Annotated in this window: 18 protein-coding genes; 5 read left to right on the top strand and 13 right to left on the bottom strand. The window is 43.1% G+C overall.

Features of this window, described 5'->3' with window-relative positions:
• Window positions 1-21 precede the first annotated feature (21 nt).
• The 6 genes from B5D59_RS01775 to B5D59_RS01750 all read right to left on the bottom strand — a co-directional run bounded on the left by B5D59_RS01775 (window position 22) and on the right by B5D59_RS01750 (window position 6,217).
• Window positions 22-447 (bottom strand): MaoC/PaaZ C-terminal domain-containing protein, encoded by a 426-nt coding sequence (locus B5D59_RS01775; RefSeq protein ID WP_078816621.1) that lies wholly within the window; start codon window positions 445-447, stop codon window positions 22-24.
• Between the two features lie 15 nt (window positions 448-462).
• Window positions 463-906, bottom strand: a complete 444-nt coding sequence (locus B5D59_RS01770; protein ID WP_009496660.1) for an FAS1-like dehydratase domain-containing protein — start codon at window positions 904-906, stop codon at window positions 463-465.
• A 14-nt stretch (window positions 907-920) separates the two neighbouring features.
• A complete protein-coding gene (locus tag B5D59_RS01765; protein ID WP_245799413.1) occupies window positions 921-3,074 on the bottom strand; it encodes an acetate--CoA ligase family protein in 2,154 nt (717 codons plus the stop codon).
• A gap of 403 nt (window positions 3,075-3,477) precedes the next feature.
• Complete coding sequence (locus B5D59_RS01760) at window positions 3,478-4,521, bottom strand: serine hydrolase domain-containing protein (protein WP_078816619.1); 1,044 nt, start codon at window positions 4,519-4,521, stop codon at window positions 3,478-3,480.
• Window positions 4,522-4,979: 458 nt separating this feature from the next.
• Window positions 4,980-5,243 carry a DUF1450 domain-containing protein gene (locus tag B5D59_RS01755; RefSeq protein ID WP_078816618.1) on the bottom strand — a complete coding sequence of 88 codons (264 nt, stop codon included), beginning with the start codon at window positions 5,241-5,243 and terminating at the stop codon, window positions 4,980-4,982.
• Complete coding sequence (locus B5D59_RS01750; RefSeq protein ID WP_078816617.1) at window positions 5,243-6,217, bottom strand: cupin domain-containing protein; 975 nt, start codon at window positions 6,215-6,217, stop codon at window positions 5,243-5,245. The genes B5D59_RS01755 and B5D59_RS01750 overlap by 1 nt, the downstream gene beginning before the upstream one ends.
• Before the next feature lie 115 nt (window positions 6,218-6,332).
• Between B5D59_RS01750 and B5D59_RS01745 the strand changes: the two genes are divergently transcribed.
• On the top strand, window positions 6,333-7,208 hold the full coding sequence (locus B5D59_RS01745; RefSeq protein WP_078816616.1) for a LysR family transcriptional regulator: 876 nt from the start codon (window positions 6,333-6,335) through the stop codon (window positions 7,206-7,208).
• A gap of 100 nt (window positions 7,209-7,308) precedes the next feature.
• Here B5D59_RS01745 and B5D59_RS01740 read toward each other — a convergent pair whose 3' ends face one another.
• The 4 genes from B5D59_RS01740 to parE all read right to left on the bottom strand — a co-directional run bounded on the left by B5D59_RS01740 (window position 7,309) and on the right by parE (window position 13,164).
• Window positions 7,309-7,689, bottom strand: a complete 381-nt coding sequence (locus B5D59_RS01740; RefSeq protein WP_009496670.1) for a VOC family protein — start codon at window positions 7,687-7,689, stop codon at window positions 7,309-7,311.
• A gap of 133 nt (window positions 7,690-7,822) precedes the next feature.
• On the bottom strand, window positions 7,823-8,401 hold the full coding sequence (locus B5D59_RS01735; RefSeq protein WP_009496672.1) for a cupin domain-containing protein: 579 nt from the start codon (window positions 8,399-8,401) through the stop codon (window positions 7,823-7,825).
• A 324-nt stretch (window positions 8,402-8,725) separates the two neighbouring features.
• Entirely contained in the window at window positions 8,726-11,152 is a 2,427-nt protein-coding gene (parC, locus tag B5D59_RS01730) for a DNA topoisomerase IV subunit A (RefSeq protein ID WP_078816615.1), read from the bottom strand.
• A complete protein-coding gene (gene parE / locus B5D59_RS01725; RefSeq protein ID WP_009496677.1) occupies window positions 11,149-13,164 on the bottom strand; it encodes a DNA topoisomerase IV subunit B in 2,016 nt (671 codons plus the stop codon). The genes parC and parE overlap by 4 nt, the downstream gene beginning before the upstream one ends.
• A 227-nt stretch (window positions 13,165-13,391) precedes the next feature.
• On the opposite strand from parE, the gene plsY reads away from it, so the two are divergent.
• Both plsY and B5D59_RS01715 read left to right on the top strand, forming a co-directional pair.
• Window positions 13,392-13,994 carry a glycerol-3-phosphate 1-O-acyltransferase PlsY gene (gene plsY / locus B5D59_RS01720; RefSeq protein ID WP_078816614.1) on the top strand — a complete coding sequence of 201 codons (603 nt, stop codon included), beginning with the start codon at window positions 13,392-13,394 and terminating at the stop codon, window positions 13,992-13,994.
• Between the two features lie 27 nt (window positions 13,995-14,021).
• Window positions 14,022-14,318 carry a HesB/YadR/YfhF family protein gene (locus B5D59_RS01715; RefSeq protein WP_040758101.1) on the top strand — a complete coding sequence of 99 codons (297 nt, stop codon included), beginning with the start codon at window positions 14,022-14,024 and terminating at the stop codon, window positions 14,316-14,318.
• 28 nt (window positions 14,319-14,346) lie between these two features.
• On the opposite strand, the gene B5D59_RS01710 is transcribed toward B5D59_RS01715, so the two are convergent.
• The 3 genes from B5D59_RS01710 to acnA form a co-directional block, all read right to left on the bottom strand.
• Entirely contained in the window at window positions 14,347-14,661 is a 315-nt protein-coding gene (locus tag B5D59_RS01710; RefSeq protein WP_009496683.1) for a hypothetical protein, read from the bottom strand.
• The gene (locus tag B5D59_RS01705) at window positions 14,661-15,086 is read right to left on the bottom strand and encodes an acyl-CoA thioesterase (protein WP_009496685.1); all 426 of its coding nucleotides are present in this window, start codon (window positions 15,084-15,086) and stop codon (window positions 14,661-14,663) included. The genes B5D59_RS01710 and B5D59_RS01705 overlap by 1 nt, the downstream gene beginning before the upstream one ends.
• 120 nt (window positions 15,087-15,206) lie before the next feature.
• A complete protein-coding gene (gene acnA / locus B5D59_RS01700; RefSeq protein ID WP_040758102.1) occupies window positions 15,207-17,921 on the bottom strand; it encodes an aconitate hydratase AcnA in 2,715 nt (904 codons plus the stop codon).
• A 520-nt stretch (window positions 17,922-18,441) separates the two neighbouring features.
• Here acnA and B5D59_RS01695 point away from each other — a divergent pair.
• Both B5D59_RS01695 and B5D59_RS01690 read left to right on the top strand, forming a co-directional pair.
• Window positions 18,442-18,990 carry a cysteine hydrolase family protein gene (locus tag B5D59_RS01695; RefSeq protein WP_078816613.1) on the top strand — a complete coding sequence of 183 codons (549 nt, stop codon included), beginning with the start codon at window positions 18,442-18,444 and terminating at the stop codon, window positions 18,988-18,990.
• Between the two features lie 145 nt (window positions 18,991-19,135).
• Window positions 19,136-19,390, top strand: a complete 255-nt coding sequence (locus tag B5D59_RS01690) for a GlsB/YeaQ/YmgE family stress response membrane protein (protein ID WP_009496691.1) — start codon at window positions 19,136-19,138, stop codon at window positions 19,388-19,390.
• Window positions 19,391-19,438 lie beyond the last annotated feature (48 nt).

Below are 19,438 nucleotides of genomic sequence, written 5' to 3'. Positions count from 1 at the left end.
TTCCTCCTATTTCACGTCTGTTTATGTCAGTTGTAAGATGGCGCTGCCTGATCCGACTACTTCTCCCGATACTATCTCGGCCGTCAGATCTAGTGCGATCCATCGCTTGCCATCTTCTTCATATGTTCGTTTGACAACACCCGTGCAGCGTATTTCATCGCCCGGTACCGTCATTTTGCCGAAACGCATCTTAAAATTTGCGACGCGTGCTCCCTTGCCAGCAATTTTCATCACATATTCCCCAAGGAAACCCATTACGAGCATGCCGTGCGCTATGACGCCATCCATTCCGATTTTCTGCGCAAAACCATCGTCCAGATGCAACGGATTAAAATCCCCGGAAGCACCTGCATATTGTGCTAGTTGCACTTTCGTAATCGGCGGCTTCACCATCGGTTCAAGTTTCTGATCCACAGTCAATTCTTCCAACACCCAATCTTTGATCATACGAAGTCCCTCCCATTAGTTTTTCGCTGCGCGATAGACGATATTCATTCGGCTAATACAGACCAGTTCGCCTGTTGGATCTTTCATTTCCGTATCAAGCTTCAAGAACTGCATTTTTCCGCTCTTTCCTTCTTTGTCATACAGATCACTTACTTTGATCTGGCAACGTAGTTGATCTCCTATGCGGATCGGTTTGTAGTAGAGGAATTCTTGCTCACCGTGCAACATCCGCCGGTGGTCAAGTTGTAAGGGCATTTCTACTTTGCTGTCGTTCATCGCAATCGGGAATGTGGGCGGGACAATTAGCCCTTCGTATGCCGACTCCTTCGCATATCTGTCGTCTGTATAGAGTGGATTGTCGTCTCCGATGGCAGTGGCGAATTGGCCGACATGCCGACTTTCGACTTCAAACACGTATTCGTCGCTCATTAAGCCTATAACACTTTTATCCAAGTCCATTTTCCATCCTCCTCTTATTTGGTGATGATCAATGCATCTGCCGCTACAATTCCGTCTTCGTAAACGATTAACGGGTTAATGTCTATTTCCTGAATAATATCCGAGTAGTCTTCAATTAATCTAGAAACCTTCAATAACACGTCGATGATTGCTTCTTGATCGACGGGCTTTTTATTGCGTACGCCTTGTAGGATTTGATAGCCCTTCAAGCTTTCCATCTTATCGATAGCATCTTGTCTTGTGATCGGTGCGACACGGAAAGATACATCTTTGAAGACTTCTACAAAGACACCGCCGAGACCAAACATAATGACAGGACCGAATGTCGGATCACTTGTTACACCGACGATGACTTCCACACCTTCCGGCAACATTTCCTGGACGGATATGCCGTGAAGATCCGCTGTCGGGCAATGTTCTTTTGCACTGCCGTAGATTTCCTTGAACGCCTGGCGCACTTCCTGCCCGTTCTGGACATTCAGCCGAATGCCGTTGACTTCCGTCTTATGCGGAATATCAGGCGAATCGATTTTCATGACAACCGGATACCCCATGTTATTAGCAGCTTGTACTGCAGCATCCTCCGTCTTGGCAGTGATTCGCTTCGCTGTGCGGATACCGTACGCGGAGAGAATTTCGCTCGACTGCGATTCGCTCAACGTTTGGTTTGCGGGTAACAAGTGCCGGATGTTCGATACGTCCAGTTCTGTTCTTGCCGGCCCATCGCTGATTTTGTGCGCCTTTCTGTAAGCCTCTGCATAATCCACTAATTTTGCCAACGAGCGGATAGGATTCATGTCACCGAGAATGAACGGGATACCGTTGTCCTCGAGATACTGGACGCCTTTTGGAATAGACATGCCTTTTAGCGGGAAGTTCGATATCATCACGAACTTATCCGAGTTCTTGCATATCTCAACGAATTCCTGAAGGAGCGGTGTGTTTTCATCCCAGTGAATAGGGAACTCAGGGAATAAGATGATGTCCGTATCCGGATCATTGACTAGTACTTTTAATGGTGCGAGATACAATTCTGGATTGGTAATCGATGCGGCTGCAGTTAAATCAACCGGATTGGAAGCGCTTGCAAAATCAGGAATGTTTTTCTCAATTTCTTTTCGTACTTTATCGCTTAGCGCATGGATGTTTAATCCGTACGACTCACAACGATCCGCTTCGTTGATTCCTCTACCGCCTGAACTCGTGACGATAACTGTATTTTTGCCTGTCGGGAGTTTATTGGCCAAGAATAATTTAGAGAATGAAAGAATATCATCGTAATCGTCCGCACGCACAATGCCTGCTTGCTTGAAGAATCCGTCATACACTTTATCAGCACCAGCCAATGAGCCGGTATGTGATGCCGCTGCACGACTGCCTGCGCTGCTTCGTCCGGACTTCATGATGACGATCGGTTTATTGATTTGAAGCGCGAATTTCGCTAGTTTCCGTAACTTGGCTGCGTTTTTCTCGCCTTCCAAATAGCCGCTTGCTACTTTTGTTTTTGAGTCATGCAACATGTATTCAATAACATCGGAGAAGCTCACATCGACTTCATTGCCGACACTGACGAAGTAATTAAACGTCAAACCATGTTGAGCTGCCGCAATATACGTCAACACGCCAAACGCGCCACTTTGCGTAACAAAACCCACTTCACGTTTCCTGCCAAGCGGCACATTCGTGAGCCCTGGGGAGAATGTCCCCATCAAGCCATTTGTTGTATTGAGAAGACCTACACAGTTCGGGCCGATCAATCGCATATGGTATTGTTCCGCGATTTCTTTCAGGCGGTTTTGTGCAACAATTCCTTCTTCTCCGATCTCCGAGTAGCCGGATGCAAAGACGATCGCCGCCTTGACACCGCTTTTGCCACAATCGATCAAACATTTCTCTACTTGATGAATGCCGACACAGAGAATAGCCAAATCGACTTGTTCCGGTGTATCGCCTACGCTTGCGTAACAAGGCAATTCTCCAATTTCTTTCGATGTAGGATGGATGGGGTAGATCTCGCCTTCAAATCCTGCGTCTAATAGCGCTTTCAATTGCAAGTAACCAATTTTATTCGTGTTTTCCGAAGCACCTAGTACGGCAACTCTTTTTGGGTTGAATAAGGGATCCAGCTCAATATTCGACGGTAGTACTTCATTCATCATTTTCATCATCTCTTCACCTCTACCCTTTCTTATCAACTTTTTCTTTTTACTTGCTTGAATAGAATCATAGCAAAGTGGTTTTTCCATTACTTTTTCTTTTTTGAATTAAGTAATTAATTTTATTAGGTCTGGAAAAATAGTAAATGGAGTGGCGGACACTCGACAGTAAAGAGTTTTTAAATTTTTCAATTTTTCAATCAGTATGCGTGCCCCCGACTCTCGTGAACGATCACCGCGACAATGGAGCGGGACAAGCGCTTTTCTTGTGCTTTTCCATACCATTCACTCTACAGCTGAAAGTCTAGTAATCAAATCAAAAAAAAACGCTTTGCAATAGGGTCGCAAACCGTTTTTTATCTCTATTTAACTTCTTTCCTCATCACAAATCGGTATATTTCGAAGATGCCAAAAGTTATGATCCCACAGAAACAGCAAGCCGCATCGCCAACCGTATAGGAAGTGCCGGATTCGCCATTTGATTTACATCCCCAACAAAAAAGATGTCCTGCATAGGATGATAGAAGGCAAACGAACCCGTTGAGCCGGAATGCCCTACCAGCTCCCCTTTACCCGTAAACAGAGTGGCGAGACCACTTAGGGGTACTATCATAAATCCAGCGCCATATTGAATAGGATACATGCTGACTTGCAACTTGTTCATTGTTTTCAATTCATTGAAAATGGTTTGATTAAATAACTTTCCTCCAAAGAATGACTTGAGGAATATCATTAATTCACGTGCCGTAGAAATACCACCACCACTGGCACGGCTGCTTCTAATGAATTTTGGACGATACAAGACGATATCCTTATAATAAACAGCTGGAACGACATCGTCATCACTTTTCAGGAGACAGGTTTTTCTGAGTTCTAATGGGTCAAAAATAAATTGTTGATACACATCTTCCAATGTCGAGTCCGTGACAGTTTCGATAATCTCTCCAAGTAAATCAAAGTTTATATTCGAATAGTGAGCCCTTTTTCCCGTACCAGGCACGAAATCTGGTTTCAGTTGCTTAGTCATCGCGATCTTATCATCAAAATTAAATTGCCGATCTTCGTAGATCGCACGTTTTTTTGCCTTGTTACTGCCTTCTTCAAAAATATCAGGCAATCCACTAGTTTGAAATAATAAATTAGATAGGATCAGCCCCGTGGAATAGTCCTGTCTTTTGTACATATGAAGTTGGCTCAGCGTATCCTTTGTTAAATATTTTGCTACTTCATCATCGAGCGACAGTTTTCCCTGCTCTTTCAAAATTAAAATACAAGCAGTAGTAAATAGCTTTGTGATGCTTGCCATAAGGAATGGTGTATCGATATTCTTTCCACCGTATCCAGTGCCGTAAGAAAAGTCGCCATCCATGTTTTCCACGAAGAGCACGGCTTCATGTATTTGATTGGTTTTTGTCGTTCGTTCAAAGATCCTGTCGATTTTTTGTTTAGTTCTTTCCATAATAAAATCTTGATCCTCCCCGGTCGTATTGCAGACAATTAAATCTTTTTAAAACTACGTCTATTTACTACCCAATATGCCACAATCCGGAGCCGCTACTGAAAAATTTTTGTTACAACATGCAGGACATAAAAGGCAAGTCCGCCGACCGTGGCAATGTATCTTTGCACCGCACCAAAACACAGCTGAACCGAACGAAAAACCTCCCAACCGAACATTTACTCAACCGCACCGCACCAAACCACCCACAGAACGATCCAAACTAGCCACCCACCGCACATTTACTCAATCCAACGTTAGAGAGAGCAATCGTTTTGCTCGCACAAAAACAAAACCCGCTCGAATTATCAGGTAATCCTGACATTTCGAGTGGGTTTCGATCTCCGCTTTGTTTGTTTGTTTCTTCACGATATGCTGCATCGGTCATGCATTCGACTGTCAGGATTTAATTCAGTCTATCAATTCACCTCGTCAATACTCAATCTGCACGATTTCTCGTTCACATATCGAATGACCTTCTCCACCAATGCCTCCGCATCCTCTGCTTCAATGGTTTGCAATTGAATCTGGCAAAACGGTTTGACTCTACAGCGCAGACAGCGTCTGAAGCATCCCGTTTCATAGACGTTCACAAGTTCTGAATACTCCTTTTCAAGGGTTTCCTTAGCCTGCTCAGATGTGGTTCTGCGAAGATTGTTTTCACAAAATTTAACAGCGCGCATTAAGCTTCATCATAATGCGTGAATTGAATATCGAGTGTGCGCAGATAGGTTTGCAGGCCGGCATCTTGAATAGGTATGATATAAGCTGCTTCGTCCGATTCGTTATGATGAGAATGCCAAAGCCCCGGCGGTGTAACGAATGCCTTGCCTGTCACCCAGTCAATGCGAATTGGATCAATGATTTCATTGGTCTTCGGATCAATTTGATCGCCAACCAGTGTATACGTGCCAGATGCCGCATACGCAACAAAATCGAGAGCAACCGATTTGTGGCTATGGGGAGCCTGATTGGATCCGACCGGTACAATGCCGAGCATCGCCCACAACACATGCGTAATCGTCAAGGTTTGATCAAACTTTTCATTGTTCAACAAAATGGAGATTCGATTTTTCAAATGCGCATCCGGAGCATTCGCCACTTCTTCCAAATGCTTTTTCGCCATTTCCGCTGTATATACCGTCGGTTTGAAACGGGCCTCTGTCGCCTTTACGCCTAAATAATCAAGAAGAGGCGTATCTACAATATAATAAATCGTTGTATCTTCTTTCGCCGTATGAATACTATTCGATCCAGATGGCAATGTGACAAAATCTCCTTGTTTCCAGTCAATGGTTTCCCCATTCACTTCCGTGTGCCCTGCACCTGAAATAATATAGTAAAGTTCACTCGTCGCATTCGGTTCCGTTTGAATGGAATCCCCCGCATTGATGCGCATAAATTGCGCAAGCAGCGAAGGACTTGTCGCCAAATAATCGGTTTTTAATTCTCTACTCAGGTCTAATGTGACGATTCTCGTTTCACCAGCATGATAAAGCTCCGGACCAAATTCTTTGGCGGGTATCGGACTGATGATACCGCTTCCAATTGGATCCGCCGCATTGGTATACTCCAAAAACCGCGCGTCCCCCGTCCAATTTTCCACCGCTTCCCCAATAGCAAATTTTCCCGCCTGTGCATTTGTTGACAATGACATCTCCTCCATTCATTTGTTATCTGTAAGTTTAGCTTGCTAGTCATCATTCGTGAAGTATATAATTCATATAACAACGATACGTTTTTCGAATAGTTAGAAAGTTGGTGACGCAACAATGGAATTAAGACAGCTCCGCTATTTTATAGCTGTGGCGGAAGAATTAAATTTCAGTCGCGCGGCAAAACGATTACATATTACACAACCACCATTAAGTATGCAAATTCAAAACTTGGAAAAAGAATTGGATATTCTACTTTTTTCTAGAACGAACCGAAGCGTGGAATTAACAGAGGCAGGACAACAATTCTATCAGGATATCGTCAAAATTATCGATTCCCTAGAAGGTTCAATTGAAAATGCAAAACGGATTCATCTTGGAAGACTTGGGTCTTTGCGCGTCGGATTCGTTGGTTCTGCTACCTATGACATTCTCCCTGCTGTGTTACGGGAATTCCGACACCAATTCCCCGACGTCCAAGTTCACCTTTCTGAATTATCGACACCTGACCAACTCGAAGCACTGCGACAGAACGAAATCGACGTCGGTGTCCTAAGACCCCCTGTCCTCGATGACACACTCCACACCGAAATCGTCTCCATTGATCCTTGCGTACTCGCGGTCCCGAAACAGCATCCCTTACTCGAATTAAAAGCAGTCACCCTGGACGATTTAAAGCCATACCCGTTCGTATTATTATCACCTAGAACATGGCCCGGCCTCTACACCGAAATCCTAGGCATATGTAATCCCGTCATCCAACAAGAAGCGCTCGAATTTCAAACAGTCATCGGTTTAGTTGCCGCAGGAATCGGCATCACCATTGTTCCTCAATCGACCATGAACCTTCATACACAAGAAGTCGTCTACATTGAGTCCATTCAACAATTGCCTCTCGTCTCGATGGGCATTACGTATCGGCGCAGTGACCAATCCATTCTTGTGAAAACTTTTTGTGAGATTGCAGATCGGGTGGCTCGGAGTGTTGTGTAGAATCCTCAGAGATGCAGAGGCCTATTCTCGAAAAAATGCCAGATCCTAAACAATTCGAAGTTGTTTAGGATCTGGCATCATTTCTTGAAACTTGAAAATGTTAGTTACTTTTTTCCACAACTGCAAAATAATTTTGTTCACTATCGGCAAAGTTAAACACCCTACCAGTCGGCATTTCCATAATCTCTCCGACAGTAACACGTTGATTTGCTAAGTCGTTATATAATTTATCGAGGTTTTCTGTTGTAAACATCAAAGATGGAGTACTAAGATTTAACTCAGGAGACATCTTAGCAATTACTTCTTTATTGTGTAATACGATGCTGGTCTCCGCATCCTTTGAGGGAGCTATTTCAATCCATCTCATTCCTTGTCCATTTTCTTCCGCAACGATAATAAAGCCTACTTTTTTCGTCCAGAAATCAACTGCTTCTTGTTGATTAGTTACATAAAGCATAATTTGACCGATTTTAGTAATCATTCACGTTTCTCCTTTTACCTTTTATTGTTTACCCGTTTTCAATGATCGATTCTTAAAACTTTCAAGTATAACAGCAAAATTAAAAATGATCAATTCCGTCAAAGTACAACGAAATTGATCATTCATTCACGTCTTAATGTTCCTCGGCTTCTGCATCAGCTTTCGTTTCTTGAACAGTACCGAATGGGTGGTGCGGCGGTGCATAGATTGAATAAAGCTTTAACGGAGAATTACCCGTATTGGTTACATTATGCCATATACCAGCGGGTATCATAATGGCAGAATCATTACCGACGTTTCTTACATAGTTTAGGTTATTCTTGCTTTTTCCCATCTGGACAAGTCCTTGGCCTTCCTCTATGCGCAGGAATTGGTCAACGTCTGGATGAATCTCCAATCCTATATCTTCCCCAACGTTAATACTCATTAAGGTAACTTGTAGGTGTTTTCCGGTCCAGATAGCGTCACGATAGGTATTATTTTGCTTGGCAGCCTGACTGATGTTTACTACAAAAGGGTTTTCTCCATGATCTTTTAACACGAGATCGCTTGTATTTCTAAAATTATTTGGATACGTTAAAGAATGGTTCGGAGTGTCCGCTGCATCTGAAATATTCCAATAGCCGTAATTCCAAATAGTATTACAGTTACACATTGGTACATAACTGTAACAAAGGTTTAGACAAGGATACATAAAATAAGGGTTATTCACTGTAATATACCTCCTAATCCATATGATCATAAACTTAGCATATGCACTAGGTAGTTAGGTTGTTATTATCGATACTGATATTTGGCTTCGACAGCCTACTGACTTAGTTTTCCATTCAACTTATAAAGCATGTAAGAATTTAGTGTTTTCTGTAATTACGCTCCGTGAAAAAAATCTTTTATCAGCATAATTGTACTGCATATTCCAAATTTCCATATCTTGTGCCAATGCTACCAGATATCTAAGAAAGACAATGAGAAGATCCTTGCCAAATGCCCGCTGCACATTTACTTGATCTGACGATGAAAGGGCGGGTTTCTGTTTTTATTTATCTTCCTTCTTCATTACAGCCACTTGGACAATCTTTCCTTCTTTCGCTTCGTCCACAATAGAACTACCAGTGGATTGTCGATTCGTATTCTTCAATGACATCGGATCAATCTCAATTTTTTGGTCTTTTGTCGTCAATAATACAAATTGTTCGTCTTCCTTCACTGCCTTCATATCCACAACCCGATATGGATTGGATTTCAACTCTTTTAGTACCGTTACGCCTCTAAGTGCTCGTGAAGCCACTTCGAACTCTGAAATGTTCATTCTTTTCACCGACCCGCGCTGAGTCGCAACGAAAATATTCTTGACTTGCTCTGTAATCACTTCAAATGCTACCAGCTCGTCTTCTGCCTTCAAATGAAGCCCTCTGACGCCTCCTGTACGTATGCCAGTGATGGCCAATTCAGATAAAGAGAATCGCAATGCATACGCCTGCTTGCTCACTAATAACACATCTTCTTTACCCGTTACTACCTGCGCACCTACGAGTGTCTCGCCTTTTTTCACATTCATTGCTTTGAATGAACGATTATAGCGCTGTACCTGGAAGTCGGTCAGTTTAGATAATTTCACATTGCCGTTTGAAGCTGCAGTTAATATACTCAAGTTTTCATCAAACGTTTCGAGCCCGATAACGTCCACCAGCTCTTCATTCGGCTCAAGTCCGACAACACTTGATAGATGCTGCCCTAAGTCGCGCCAGCGGATATCAGGGAGCTCGTGGACAGGCTGATAGATATAATTCCCGGATGACGTGAACAATAAGAGATGATGCTGTGTATTCATCGCAGCTTCCAATAAATTATAATCGGATTCCTTCATCTCCTGGCCTGTACCATTCGACGCCGAATACGAGCGCATGCTAGTGCGCTTAATATAGCCGCCTTTCGTTACAGACACCATGACTTCCTCGCTTGGCACTAAAATATCCAAGTCCACTTTCAACTCTTCTATTTTTTCTTCAATTACAGAACGTCGCGGTTCAGAGAACTGTTTGCGAATAGCCTTCAGTTCTTTCACCAGAACAGCTACAAGTTTCTTCTCACTTGCAAGAATTTCTTCCAGTTCATTAATCAACATGCGCAGTTCTTCTTTTTCCTCTTTCAATTCGGTGATATCCGTATTCGTCAGACGATATAACTGCAAAGAAACAATTGCTTCGGCTTGGACTTCCGTAAATTGATATGCATCGATCAAGTTTCGTTTCGCATCTTTTTTATCTTTTGACGCACGAATGGTCTTAATGACCTCATCCAGTATAGACAAGGCTTTCATTAAGCCATCCACGATATGCAAACGGTCTTTTGCCTTTCGAATATCATATGTGGAGCGTCTTGTAATGACTTCTTTTTGGTGATCGATATACGCATCGAGCAGCATTGGAAGCGACATGAGCATAGGACGTCTTCCGGCAATCGCAATCATATTGAAGTTGTACGTGATCTGCAGATCGGTATGTTTCAATAAATATTGCATGATGGCATTGCCGTCCATATCCTTCTTCAGTTCCACCACAATTCGCAATCCGGTCCGGTCGGATTCATCACGAATTTCTGCAATTCCATCCAATTTGCGGTCATGGCGCAATTCATCCATTTTTTTCACTAAGTTCGCTTTATTGACGTCATACGGTATTTCCGTAACGACAATTTGTGATTTACCGGCTTTCAACTGCTCGATTTCCCACGTAGCGCGGATAACAAAGCGTCCTTTGCCTGTCTTGTACGCATTGCGTATGCCGTCGGTTCCTTGAATAATGGCGCCTGTTGGAAAATCCGGTCCTGGAAGCACGGTCATTAAGTCTTCAACGCTAGTTTCGGGATTTTTTAGTCGCATAAAGACCGCATCGATGACTTCATGCAAAGCATGAGGCGGAATGTCTGTCGCATAGCCTGCTGAAATACCTGTCGCTCCGTTGACAAGTAGATTAGGAAAGCGTCCCGGCAAGACCGTCGGCTCAAGTTCCGTATCATCAAAGTTTGGAGCGAAATCAACCGTTTCTTTACGGATATCGCGCAACATTTCACTGGCAATGGCAGATAGTCTTGCTTCCGTATAACGCATTGCCGCAGCTGAATCGCCGTCAACAGATCCGTTATTTCCGTGCATATCAATCATTTCATGGCGCAGCTTCCAGTGTTGACTCATCCGTACCATCGCATCGTAAACAGATGTGTCACCGTGCGGATGGTAGTTACCAATGACATTACCGACTGTTTTTGCCGATTTACGAAATGCTTTATCATGGGTATTTCCTTCATGATACATCGCATATAAAATCCGACGCTGAACTGGTTTTAAACCATCTCTGGCATCGGGAATCGCACGGTCTTGAATGATGTATTTACTGTAACGCCCAAATCGGTCGCCAATCACTTCTTCTAAGGGAAGATCTTGAAAAGTTTCTGAATGGGTCATTCCATATCCCCCTCAACATGTATAAATGCATTATCTAATATATTATGTTCTTCAATTAAGCCGAAATCGACATTTTCTTCGATCCATTTTCGACGCGGCTCCACTTTATCACCCATTAATGTCGTGACACGACGTTCGGATTTCGCACCGTCTTCAATCGTCACACGTATGAGTGTCCGTGTTTCCGGATTCATCGTCGTCTCCCATAATTGGTCAGCATTCATTTCTCCAAGCCCTTTATAGCGCTGGAGCATATAGCCTTTACCGATCTTCTTCATCGCTTCATCCAGATCGTCTTCTGTCCACGCATACTCCAGCTTCTCGCTCTTGCCTGACCCTTTGAACACTTTGAACAATGGCGGCAGTGCGATATACACTTTCCCTGCTTCGATCAAAGGTTTCATATAGCGGTAAAAGAATGTCAGCAATAATACTTGGATATGGGCGCCGTCTGTATCGGCATCCGTCATAATAATGATTTTGTCGTATGCAGCGTTTTCGATTTGAAAATCTGCTCCGACTCCTGCACCGATCGCATGAATAATTGTGTTGATCTCTTCATTTTTCATGATGTCTTCGAGCTTGGCTTTTTCCGTATTGATGACTTTACCACGCAGCGGCAGAATCGCTTGGAACGTACGGTCACGTCCTTGCTTTGCAGAACCGCCTGCAGAGTCACCTTCCACTAGATATAATTCATTTTTAGCTGCATTACGGGACTGGGCAGGTGTCAGTTTTCCTGATAATAATGTATCGGATTTTCTGCGTTTTTTCCCGGAACGTGCATCTTCTCTCGCTTTTCTTGCTGCTTCGCGGGCTTGATGTGCACGGATCGCTTTACGCACAAGATTCGCACTTAATTCAGCATTTTCTTCCAAGAAGTAGAGTAACTTTTGAGACACTACTGCGTCCGTCGCGGTACGGGCTTCACTCGTTCCGAGCTTGCCTTTCGTCTGGCCTTCAAACTGCAGAATTTCTTCCGGGATACGAACAGAGACAATCGCTGCAATCCCTTCTCGGATATCCGCGCCGTCCAGGTTCTTATCCTTTTCCTTCAGCAAACCGGTCTTGCGTGCATACTCATTAACAACACGTGTCATCGCTGCTTTAGCGCCTGTTTCATGTGTCCCTCCGTCTTTCGTCCGGACATTATTGACGAACGAAAGAATAGTTTCCGCATAGCCATCGCTAAACTGGAAGGCGAATTCGACTTCAATGCCTTCCACTTCACCTTCTAGATATGCAACGTCATGCAGAACATCCTTCTCTTCATTCAAATACTCGATAAACGCTTCAATACCTGATTCGTAATGAAAAACATCTTTTTTATCGGTACCTTCTTCTTGCAGGACAATCTTTAATCCTTTCAATAAAAAAGCTGACTCACGTAATCTCTCAGCTAGTGTGTCATATTGATATTTGATCGTTGAAAAGATTTTTTTGTCCGGTTTGAAATGAATGATCGTGCCCGTTTCTTTTGTCGTGCCGATTTGCTCTAGCGTGGTAGCAGGATGTCCGCCGTTTTCAAAACGCTGACGGAACTTTTTGCCTTCCCGAAAGATCGTCACTTCCAACCATTCAGATAAGGCGTTAACCACGGATGCGCCTACACCATGCAATCCGCCGCTTGTCTTATAGCCGCCTTGTCCGAATTTACCGCCTGCATGCAGTACAGTTAAAATGACTTCCGCTGTAGGCTTCCCGGACTGATGCAAACCTGTTGGCATGCCTCGTCCATAATCTCGAACACTGACACTGCCATCAGAGTGAATCGTCACATCAATCTCTGCTCCGAACCCTGCTAACGCTTCGTCTACCGAGTTGTCGACTATCTCGTAAACTAAATGATGAAGCCCTCGAGTATCCGTGGAACCAATGTACATTCCCGGTCTTTTTCGAACAGCTTCTAAGCCTTCTAAAATTTGAATGGAACTATCATCATACGTATTTTGTATTTTCTGTTTCGTCAAAATGAAACCCCCGTCAAACAAATGTTCTCTTAATTTTATCATACATCTTCTGATAAACCTTGTCAAATCAACGTTTTGTTTCAGCTCAACCTATTGTATAGAAGAAATCTTAGGATTGCAACGCGGAAAAGGTGACAACCTAATGAACGACATCTTCCGACAGATATTTTTTAAAAGCGTTCTTCAACCTGCACAAATCAGTCATTGTCCAGAACTTACTCTTCTGCTAAACTTAATGCAAACATTTAATCACGCAAAAGGGGTTCATTATGGAAAATTATATGATCATTCTGGCAGCCTATCTGCTTGGGTCGATTCCTTCCGCTTTGTGGATCGGGAAGATTTTTTATCAAACGGACGTCAGGCAGCATGGCAGCGGAAATATGGGTGCTACGAACACTTTCCGGGTTCTCGGAAAAAAAGCAGGGATCGTTGTCACCTTGCTCGATATCTTAAAAGGAACTGCAGCCGTTTTATTGCCTTTATTACCGTACTTTCATGATACTGCGGTGCATCCATTGTTGCTCGGGGTTGCAGCCGTGCTCGGACATATATTCCCTCTTTTTGCGAACCTTAAAGGCGGGAAAGCTGTGGCCACCTCAGGCGGTGTCCTGCTAGGATACAATTGGCCGATTTTTCTTTTGGTCATCATTACGTTTTTGATCGCATTGAAACTAACAAAAATGGTATCCTTAACTTCAATCATTGTTTCAATTCTCGGACCCATCTATTGCCTCATCTATTATCTGATGACAGGAGACCTATACTTATTCTTAGTCGTTGCGTTAATGGGCTTCTTCATTTTTTACCGACACCGAGACAATATCAGCCGCATCAAAGCAGGAACAGAACCTAAGATCAAATGGCTGTAAATCATGAAAAGAAAGGACGTACCCATCATGAATATCAATATATCCGAAAAGGCAGTTCATTGGTTCAAAGATGAAATGGAAGCCTCTTCAGGCGATTATGTAAAGTTTTTTGCACGGTATGGAGGATCTAGCCCATTGCACGACGGTTTTTCGATGGGAATAACGAAAGAAACTCCCGATGAATTGGCTGTGGAAACGGTCATAGATGGTATACATTACTATATTGAAGAACGGGATCTTTGGTTTTTCGATGGTCATGATTTACATGTGGATACAGATGTAAATCATGGAGAACTTGCTTTTCACTATGAGAAGGCATCTTAAAATCACTACATAAAATGGTAAGAATAACTCACATGTTATTCTTACCATTTTTTAATCGCGTCAATTGATCTAAACAATTTTCCTGTTTCAAAATCTCCACTTGTCGTTCACCCATCAAATCAAAGTGCGGGTACTCGTCTCTTGCATGAATCCACTCTTGGCGCAAACCATACTGCTTCCCCCAATTGATAAGCTTCTTCAGGTCGCTGCACCCGACTTTTGTGACTGTGTTCGTATCCGGAAACCGATCGTCTAGCCAATAATGCGTTAAAAAAGCAATCTCCCCTTGTTCTACTGCTCTTTTCCAAGCATACAGTTCCTGTCGCTTAATTCCGAAAGCCATCAGCCTTCTCCACGCTGAACTTCCGTATATTTTGCATCCCATTGCGGATGAATTCTCCGTAATGAAACAGGGCGGAAATTGTCTTTTTTTACTACTACGTGCTCAGAGACAGCAGTTGCAGCAACCGTTCCATCTGCATGCAAGATTTCATAGCCATAGACGGTACGCAGTTTACCATGCGATTCCACCCATGTCCGGACGGTTACGGTCTCTCCGTATGTAATGGATGTCTTGTACTTCACTGACAGCTCGGTAACCGGCGATAAATAGCCATCCTTCTCCAGCTGTGCATAATGAAAGCCTAGGTCCTGAATGAGCGATGTACGTCCAACCTCCATCCAAATCAAATAATTGGCATGATACACGACACCCATCTGATCTGTTTCCGCATAGCGAACTTCAATTTCTTTTTCACTGTAAAACATCCAAACTCACCTCATCCTCTAGTATAACGAACGCAAAAAAACATTGCTTGCAATAACATTCCAAACGACACGAAAAAAGATGCCCAACAAAGTCGGACATCTTTTTCTTAAATCATATACTTAGTTTGATTTCAACTTATCACGTAGAACCATTTGCAGGATTCCTCCGTGACGATAGTAGTCGATTTCAACTTCAGAATCGAAACGTGCAAGCACTTCAAATTCAGTTTCCTTGCCGTCTGGAGCTTTCGCTACGACTTTCAGGATTGAACGCGGCTTAACACCTTCTGCGATGTTGATCGCGATTTCTTCTTCGCCTGTTAAGCCAAGAGATTCAATGTTCTCGCCATTGATGAATTGAAGTGGAAGTACACCCATCATCACTAGGTTCGAACGGTGAATACGCTCGAAGCTTTCTACGATAACTGCTCTGATTCCAAGCAAGTTTGTTCCCTTAGCAGCCCAGTCACGTGAAGAGCCCATTCCGTAGTCTTTACCGCCTAGAACGACTAGTCCTGTGCCATCTTCTTGATACTTCATAGCTGCATCATAGATCGGCATAACTTCTTTAGTTGGCCAGTACGTAGTGAACCCGCCTTCTGTACCTTTAGCGATTTGGTTACGAATACGAATGTTCGCAAACGTACCGCGCATCATCACTTCGTGGTTACCACGGCGTGATCCGTATGAGTTGAAGTTACGAGGCTCTACGCCGTTTTCACGCAAGTAGATTCCCGCAGGTGTATTTAGACCGATTGCCCCAGCTGGTGAAATGTGGTCAGTCGTGATGGAATCACCGAACTTACCGATAACACGCAAGCCTGCAAGTGTTTGGATATCTTCCGGTTCTTTCGAAAGGTTTTCGAAGAATGGAGGGTTTTGGATATAAGTAGATGACTCATCAAAATCATAAAGAGAATCATCAGTAGTTTCGATTGCATTCCATGCTTCGTTTTCCGTGAATACGCGCGCATATTCTTTACGGAACAATTCAGGCGTTACAGTAGCTTTCACTACATCCTGAATTTCTTGAGTGGAAGGCCAGATGTCTTTGAAGAATACATCGTTGCCGTCTTTGTCTTGACCGATTGGGTCTTTTGCGAAATCAATGTTCACTGTTCCAGCTAGTGCATATGCAACAACTAGTGGAGGTGAAGCCAAGTAGTTCGCTTTAACAAATGGGTGTACGCGTCCTTCGAAGTTACGGTTACCGGAAAGAACAGAAGTCACGAGTAGATCTTCGTCACCGATTGTTTTTTCGATTTCAGGAAGCAATGGACCGGAGTTACCGATACATGTTGTACATCCGTAACCAACTGTGTTGAATCCGATTTTGTCCAAGTACTCGGATAGGCCGGAATCATTCAAGTAGCCAGTAACAACTTTTGAACCTGGTGCCAATGAAGTTTTGACGTATGCTGGAGGAACAAGTCCTTTTTCGACAGCTTTCTTCGCAACAAGTCCCGCGCCTAACATAACGTAAGGGTTGGAAGTGTTTGTACAAGAAGTAATTGCTGCGATCGCAACATCACCAGTTTTCAGTTCTACTTTACGTCCATCTTCGAATTTGATCGTTCCAGACTTTTCAAGCTCTTTCGGTGTAAGACCAAAGCCTTGTGTTCCTTCTGGTGCAACTACTGCGTCTTTGAAAGACTGTTGCATTTCAGATAGAGGAATCAAGTCTTGTGGACGCTTAGGACCAGAAAGATTCGCTTCGATTTTACTTAGATCGATTTCAACCACATTTGTGAAGTTCGGCTCTTCCTTTTCAGGAGTGAAGAACATATCGTTTTCGATCAAGTATTGTTTCACTACTTCGATATGGTTCTCATCGCGGCCTGTTAAGCGCATATAGTTCAGTGACTCTTCGTCAACCGGGAAGAATCCACATGTAGCACCGTATTCAGGCGCCATGTTTGCGATTGTCGCACGGTCAGCCAATGGCAAGTTCGATACGCCAGGACCGAAGAATTCTACGAATTTTCCTACTACACCTTGTGCACGAAGCGTTTCAGTTACTTTAAGTGCTAGGTCTGTTGCAGTAGTTCCTTCAGGAAGTACTCCAACCAACTTGACACCAACTACTTCAGGAATTGGGAAGTATGAAGGTTGTCCAAGCATTCCTGCTTCTGCTTCGATACCGCCAACACCCCATCCAAGTACGCCGATACCGTTGATCATTGTAGTGTGGGAGTCTGTTCCGACAAGTGTATCCGGGTATGTTTCGAAAGATCCATCTTCATTTTCAACCGCATGGACAACGTTAGCAAGATACTCAAGGTTTACTTGGTGAACGATACCTGTTGCAGGTGGTACTGCTCGGTAGTTATCGTATGCTTTTTGTGCCCAGCTTAAGAATTGGTAACGCTCAGCATTACGCTCGAATTCAAGCTCCATGTTCATTTGAAGAGCTTGTGGCGTACCATAGCTGTCTACTTGTACGGAGTGGTCAATTACTAAATCTACTGGAATTTCAGGGTTGATCTTGTTTGGATCTCCGCCTAATTCATCCATTGCAGAACGTAAAGATGCAAGGTCAACTACAACAGGTACTCCCGTGAAGTCTTGAAGGATTACGCGTGAAGGTTTGAATGGCACTTCAGCATCTGCATTTACTACAGAGCCCCATTTCGCCAAGTCTTCAACGTGCTCATCTTTGATCACATATCCGTCGTGTTGACGAAGAACAGATTCCAGTAATACTCTCACTGAATAAGGAAGTTTCGAAACGTTTGTAAGACCTGCTTCTTCTAAAGCTTTTAAATGGTAGTAGTTATACGTCTTTCCATTTACTTCGAAAGACTTTCGGCTATTGTGTAAATTGCTTTTTGCCATGATTTGGTTTCCTCCTTTATGTACTGAAAGATTATAAATGCACATCTTTCCTCTACTCCATCATAGTATAGCAAAGGAGATTAGTAAAATACATATAATTTATAGGGCTCCATAAGAAAAGGTAATGACTAAATCAAATTTCATTAAGAATTCTCAATTAGTCTTTTCAATTCTCAAATAGACCACTTTTTCCTACTTTAATGTGCTTTTTTGTTACATTATGGCAGATTCGTGAAAATCCATTTTATAGTTCTCTCATAGTCTTTCACTTAAAAATGGATATCCTAATTTGGAAAGGAAACACACAGGGAGGAACGGGTGTATTCCTCGGGATTTGCCCTCCAGGCAGGGGCGCTTTCTGGGCACTTCCCCTTTGGTAAGGCATTAATATTTGCCTTGTGAGTAGCGAGTTTCATGGTGTTCTCCTTGGGAAAAGAGAAATTTCTCACCGCATTGTCTTTACATATGTCTAGATATTCAACCGCCACTATGGCAAACTAACAGAAAGGAGATGATGGAATTGAAGAAAGCATTGCTTGTCGTGGATTATACAGTTGATTTTGTGGCTATAGACGGAGCCTTAACATGCGGCGAACCCGGTATCGCGTTGGAGAATCATATCGTACAGTTAACAAAAGATTTTCTTGCACAGCAGCAGCCTGTTTTTGTCATTAATGATCTTCATGAAAAAGACGATCCGTATCATCCTGAAAATGCTCTGTTCCCCGCCCATAACATCCGCGGCACATTCGGTCGGAATCTTTATGGTAAGATGCACGATCTATATAGTGAACATTCGGATGAAATCATTTGGATGGATAAAACCAGATACAGCGCATTTGCAGGAACCGACTTGGACATCCAATTGCGCGCACGAGACATCAGGGAAATCCATTTGACTGGTGTCTGTACAGATATCTGCATTTTACATACTGCGATAGACGCTTACAATCTAGGCTATAAAATTTTTATTCATGAAGGCGGCGTCGCAAGTTTCAATCCCGCGGGCCATGACTGGGCATTGTCTCATTTCCAAAACACGCTTGGTGCAACAGTGATCGTTAATTAATTTTCCTCTAAAGTTCAGCAGAAAATAATCTGTCTGAACTTTTTTATTTCGCCAAACAGAATAAAAGATGTTTCATGTATTAAAAAGACGGTAATACAAATAATAAGCACGTACTAGATACAAAATTTTAAAGGAGATGAACAGCATGAGTTTTATTTGGTTCTTAATTATCGGAGGGATTATCGGTTGGTTAGCTGGCCTTATCGTAGGTAGAGATATTCCAGGCGGTATTATCGGTAACATTATTGCAGGTATCGTGGGTGCATGGATTGGTGGTGCGCTGCTGGGTGAATGGGGTCCTCAGATTTCCAGTTTCTACTTCTTGCCAGCATTAATCGGTGCGATTGTTCTTGTCTTCATCGTAAGTCTGATTATGAAGAGTATGCGCAAAGCATCCTAAATTAGACGCTAAAAAATGTGGAGCTACCTTTAACGGTGGCTCCACGTT

Source organism: Sporosarcina newyorkensis, from assembly GCF_900167515.1.
In the GTDB taxonomy this organism is placed as follows: Bacteria; Bacillota; Bacilli; order Bacillales_A; family Planococcaceae; genus Sporosarcina; species Sporosarcina newyorkensis.
Note: the sequence above shows the minus strand (reverse complement) of the source record. Positions and strands in the feature narration are given on the sequence as shown.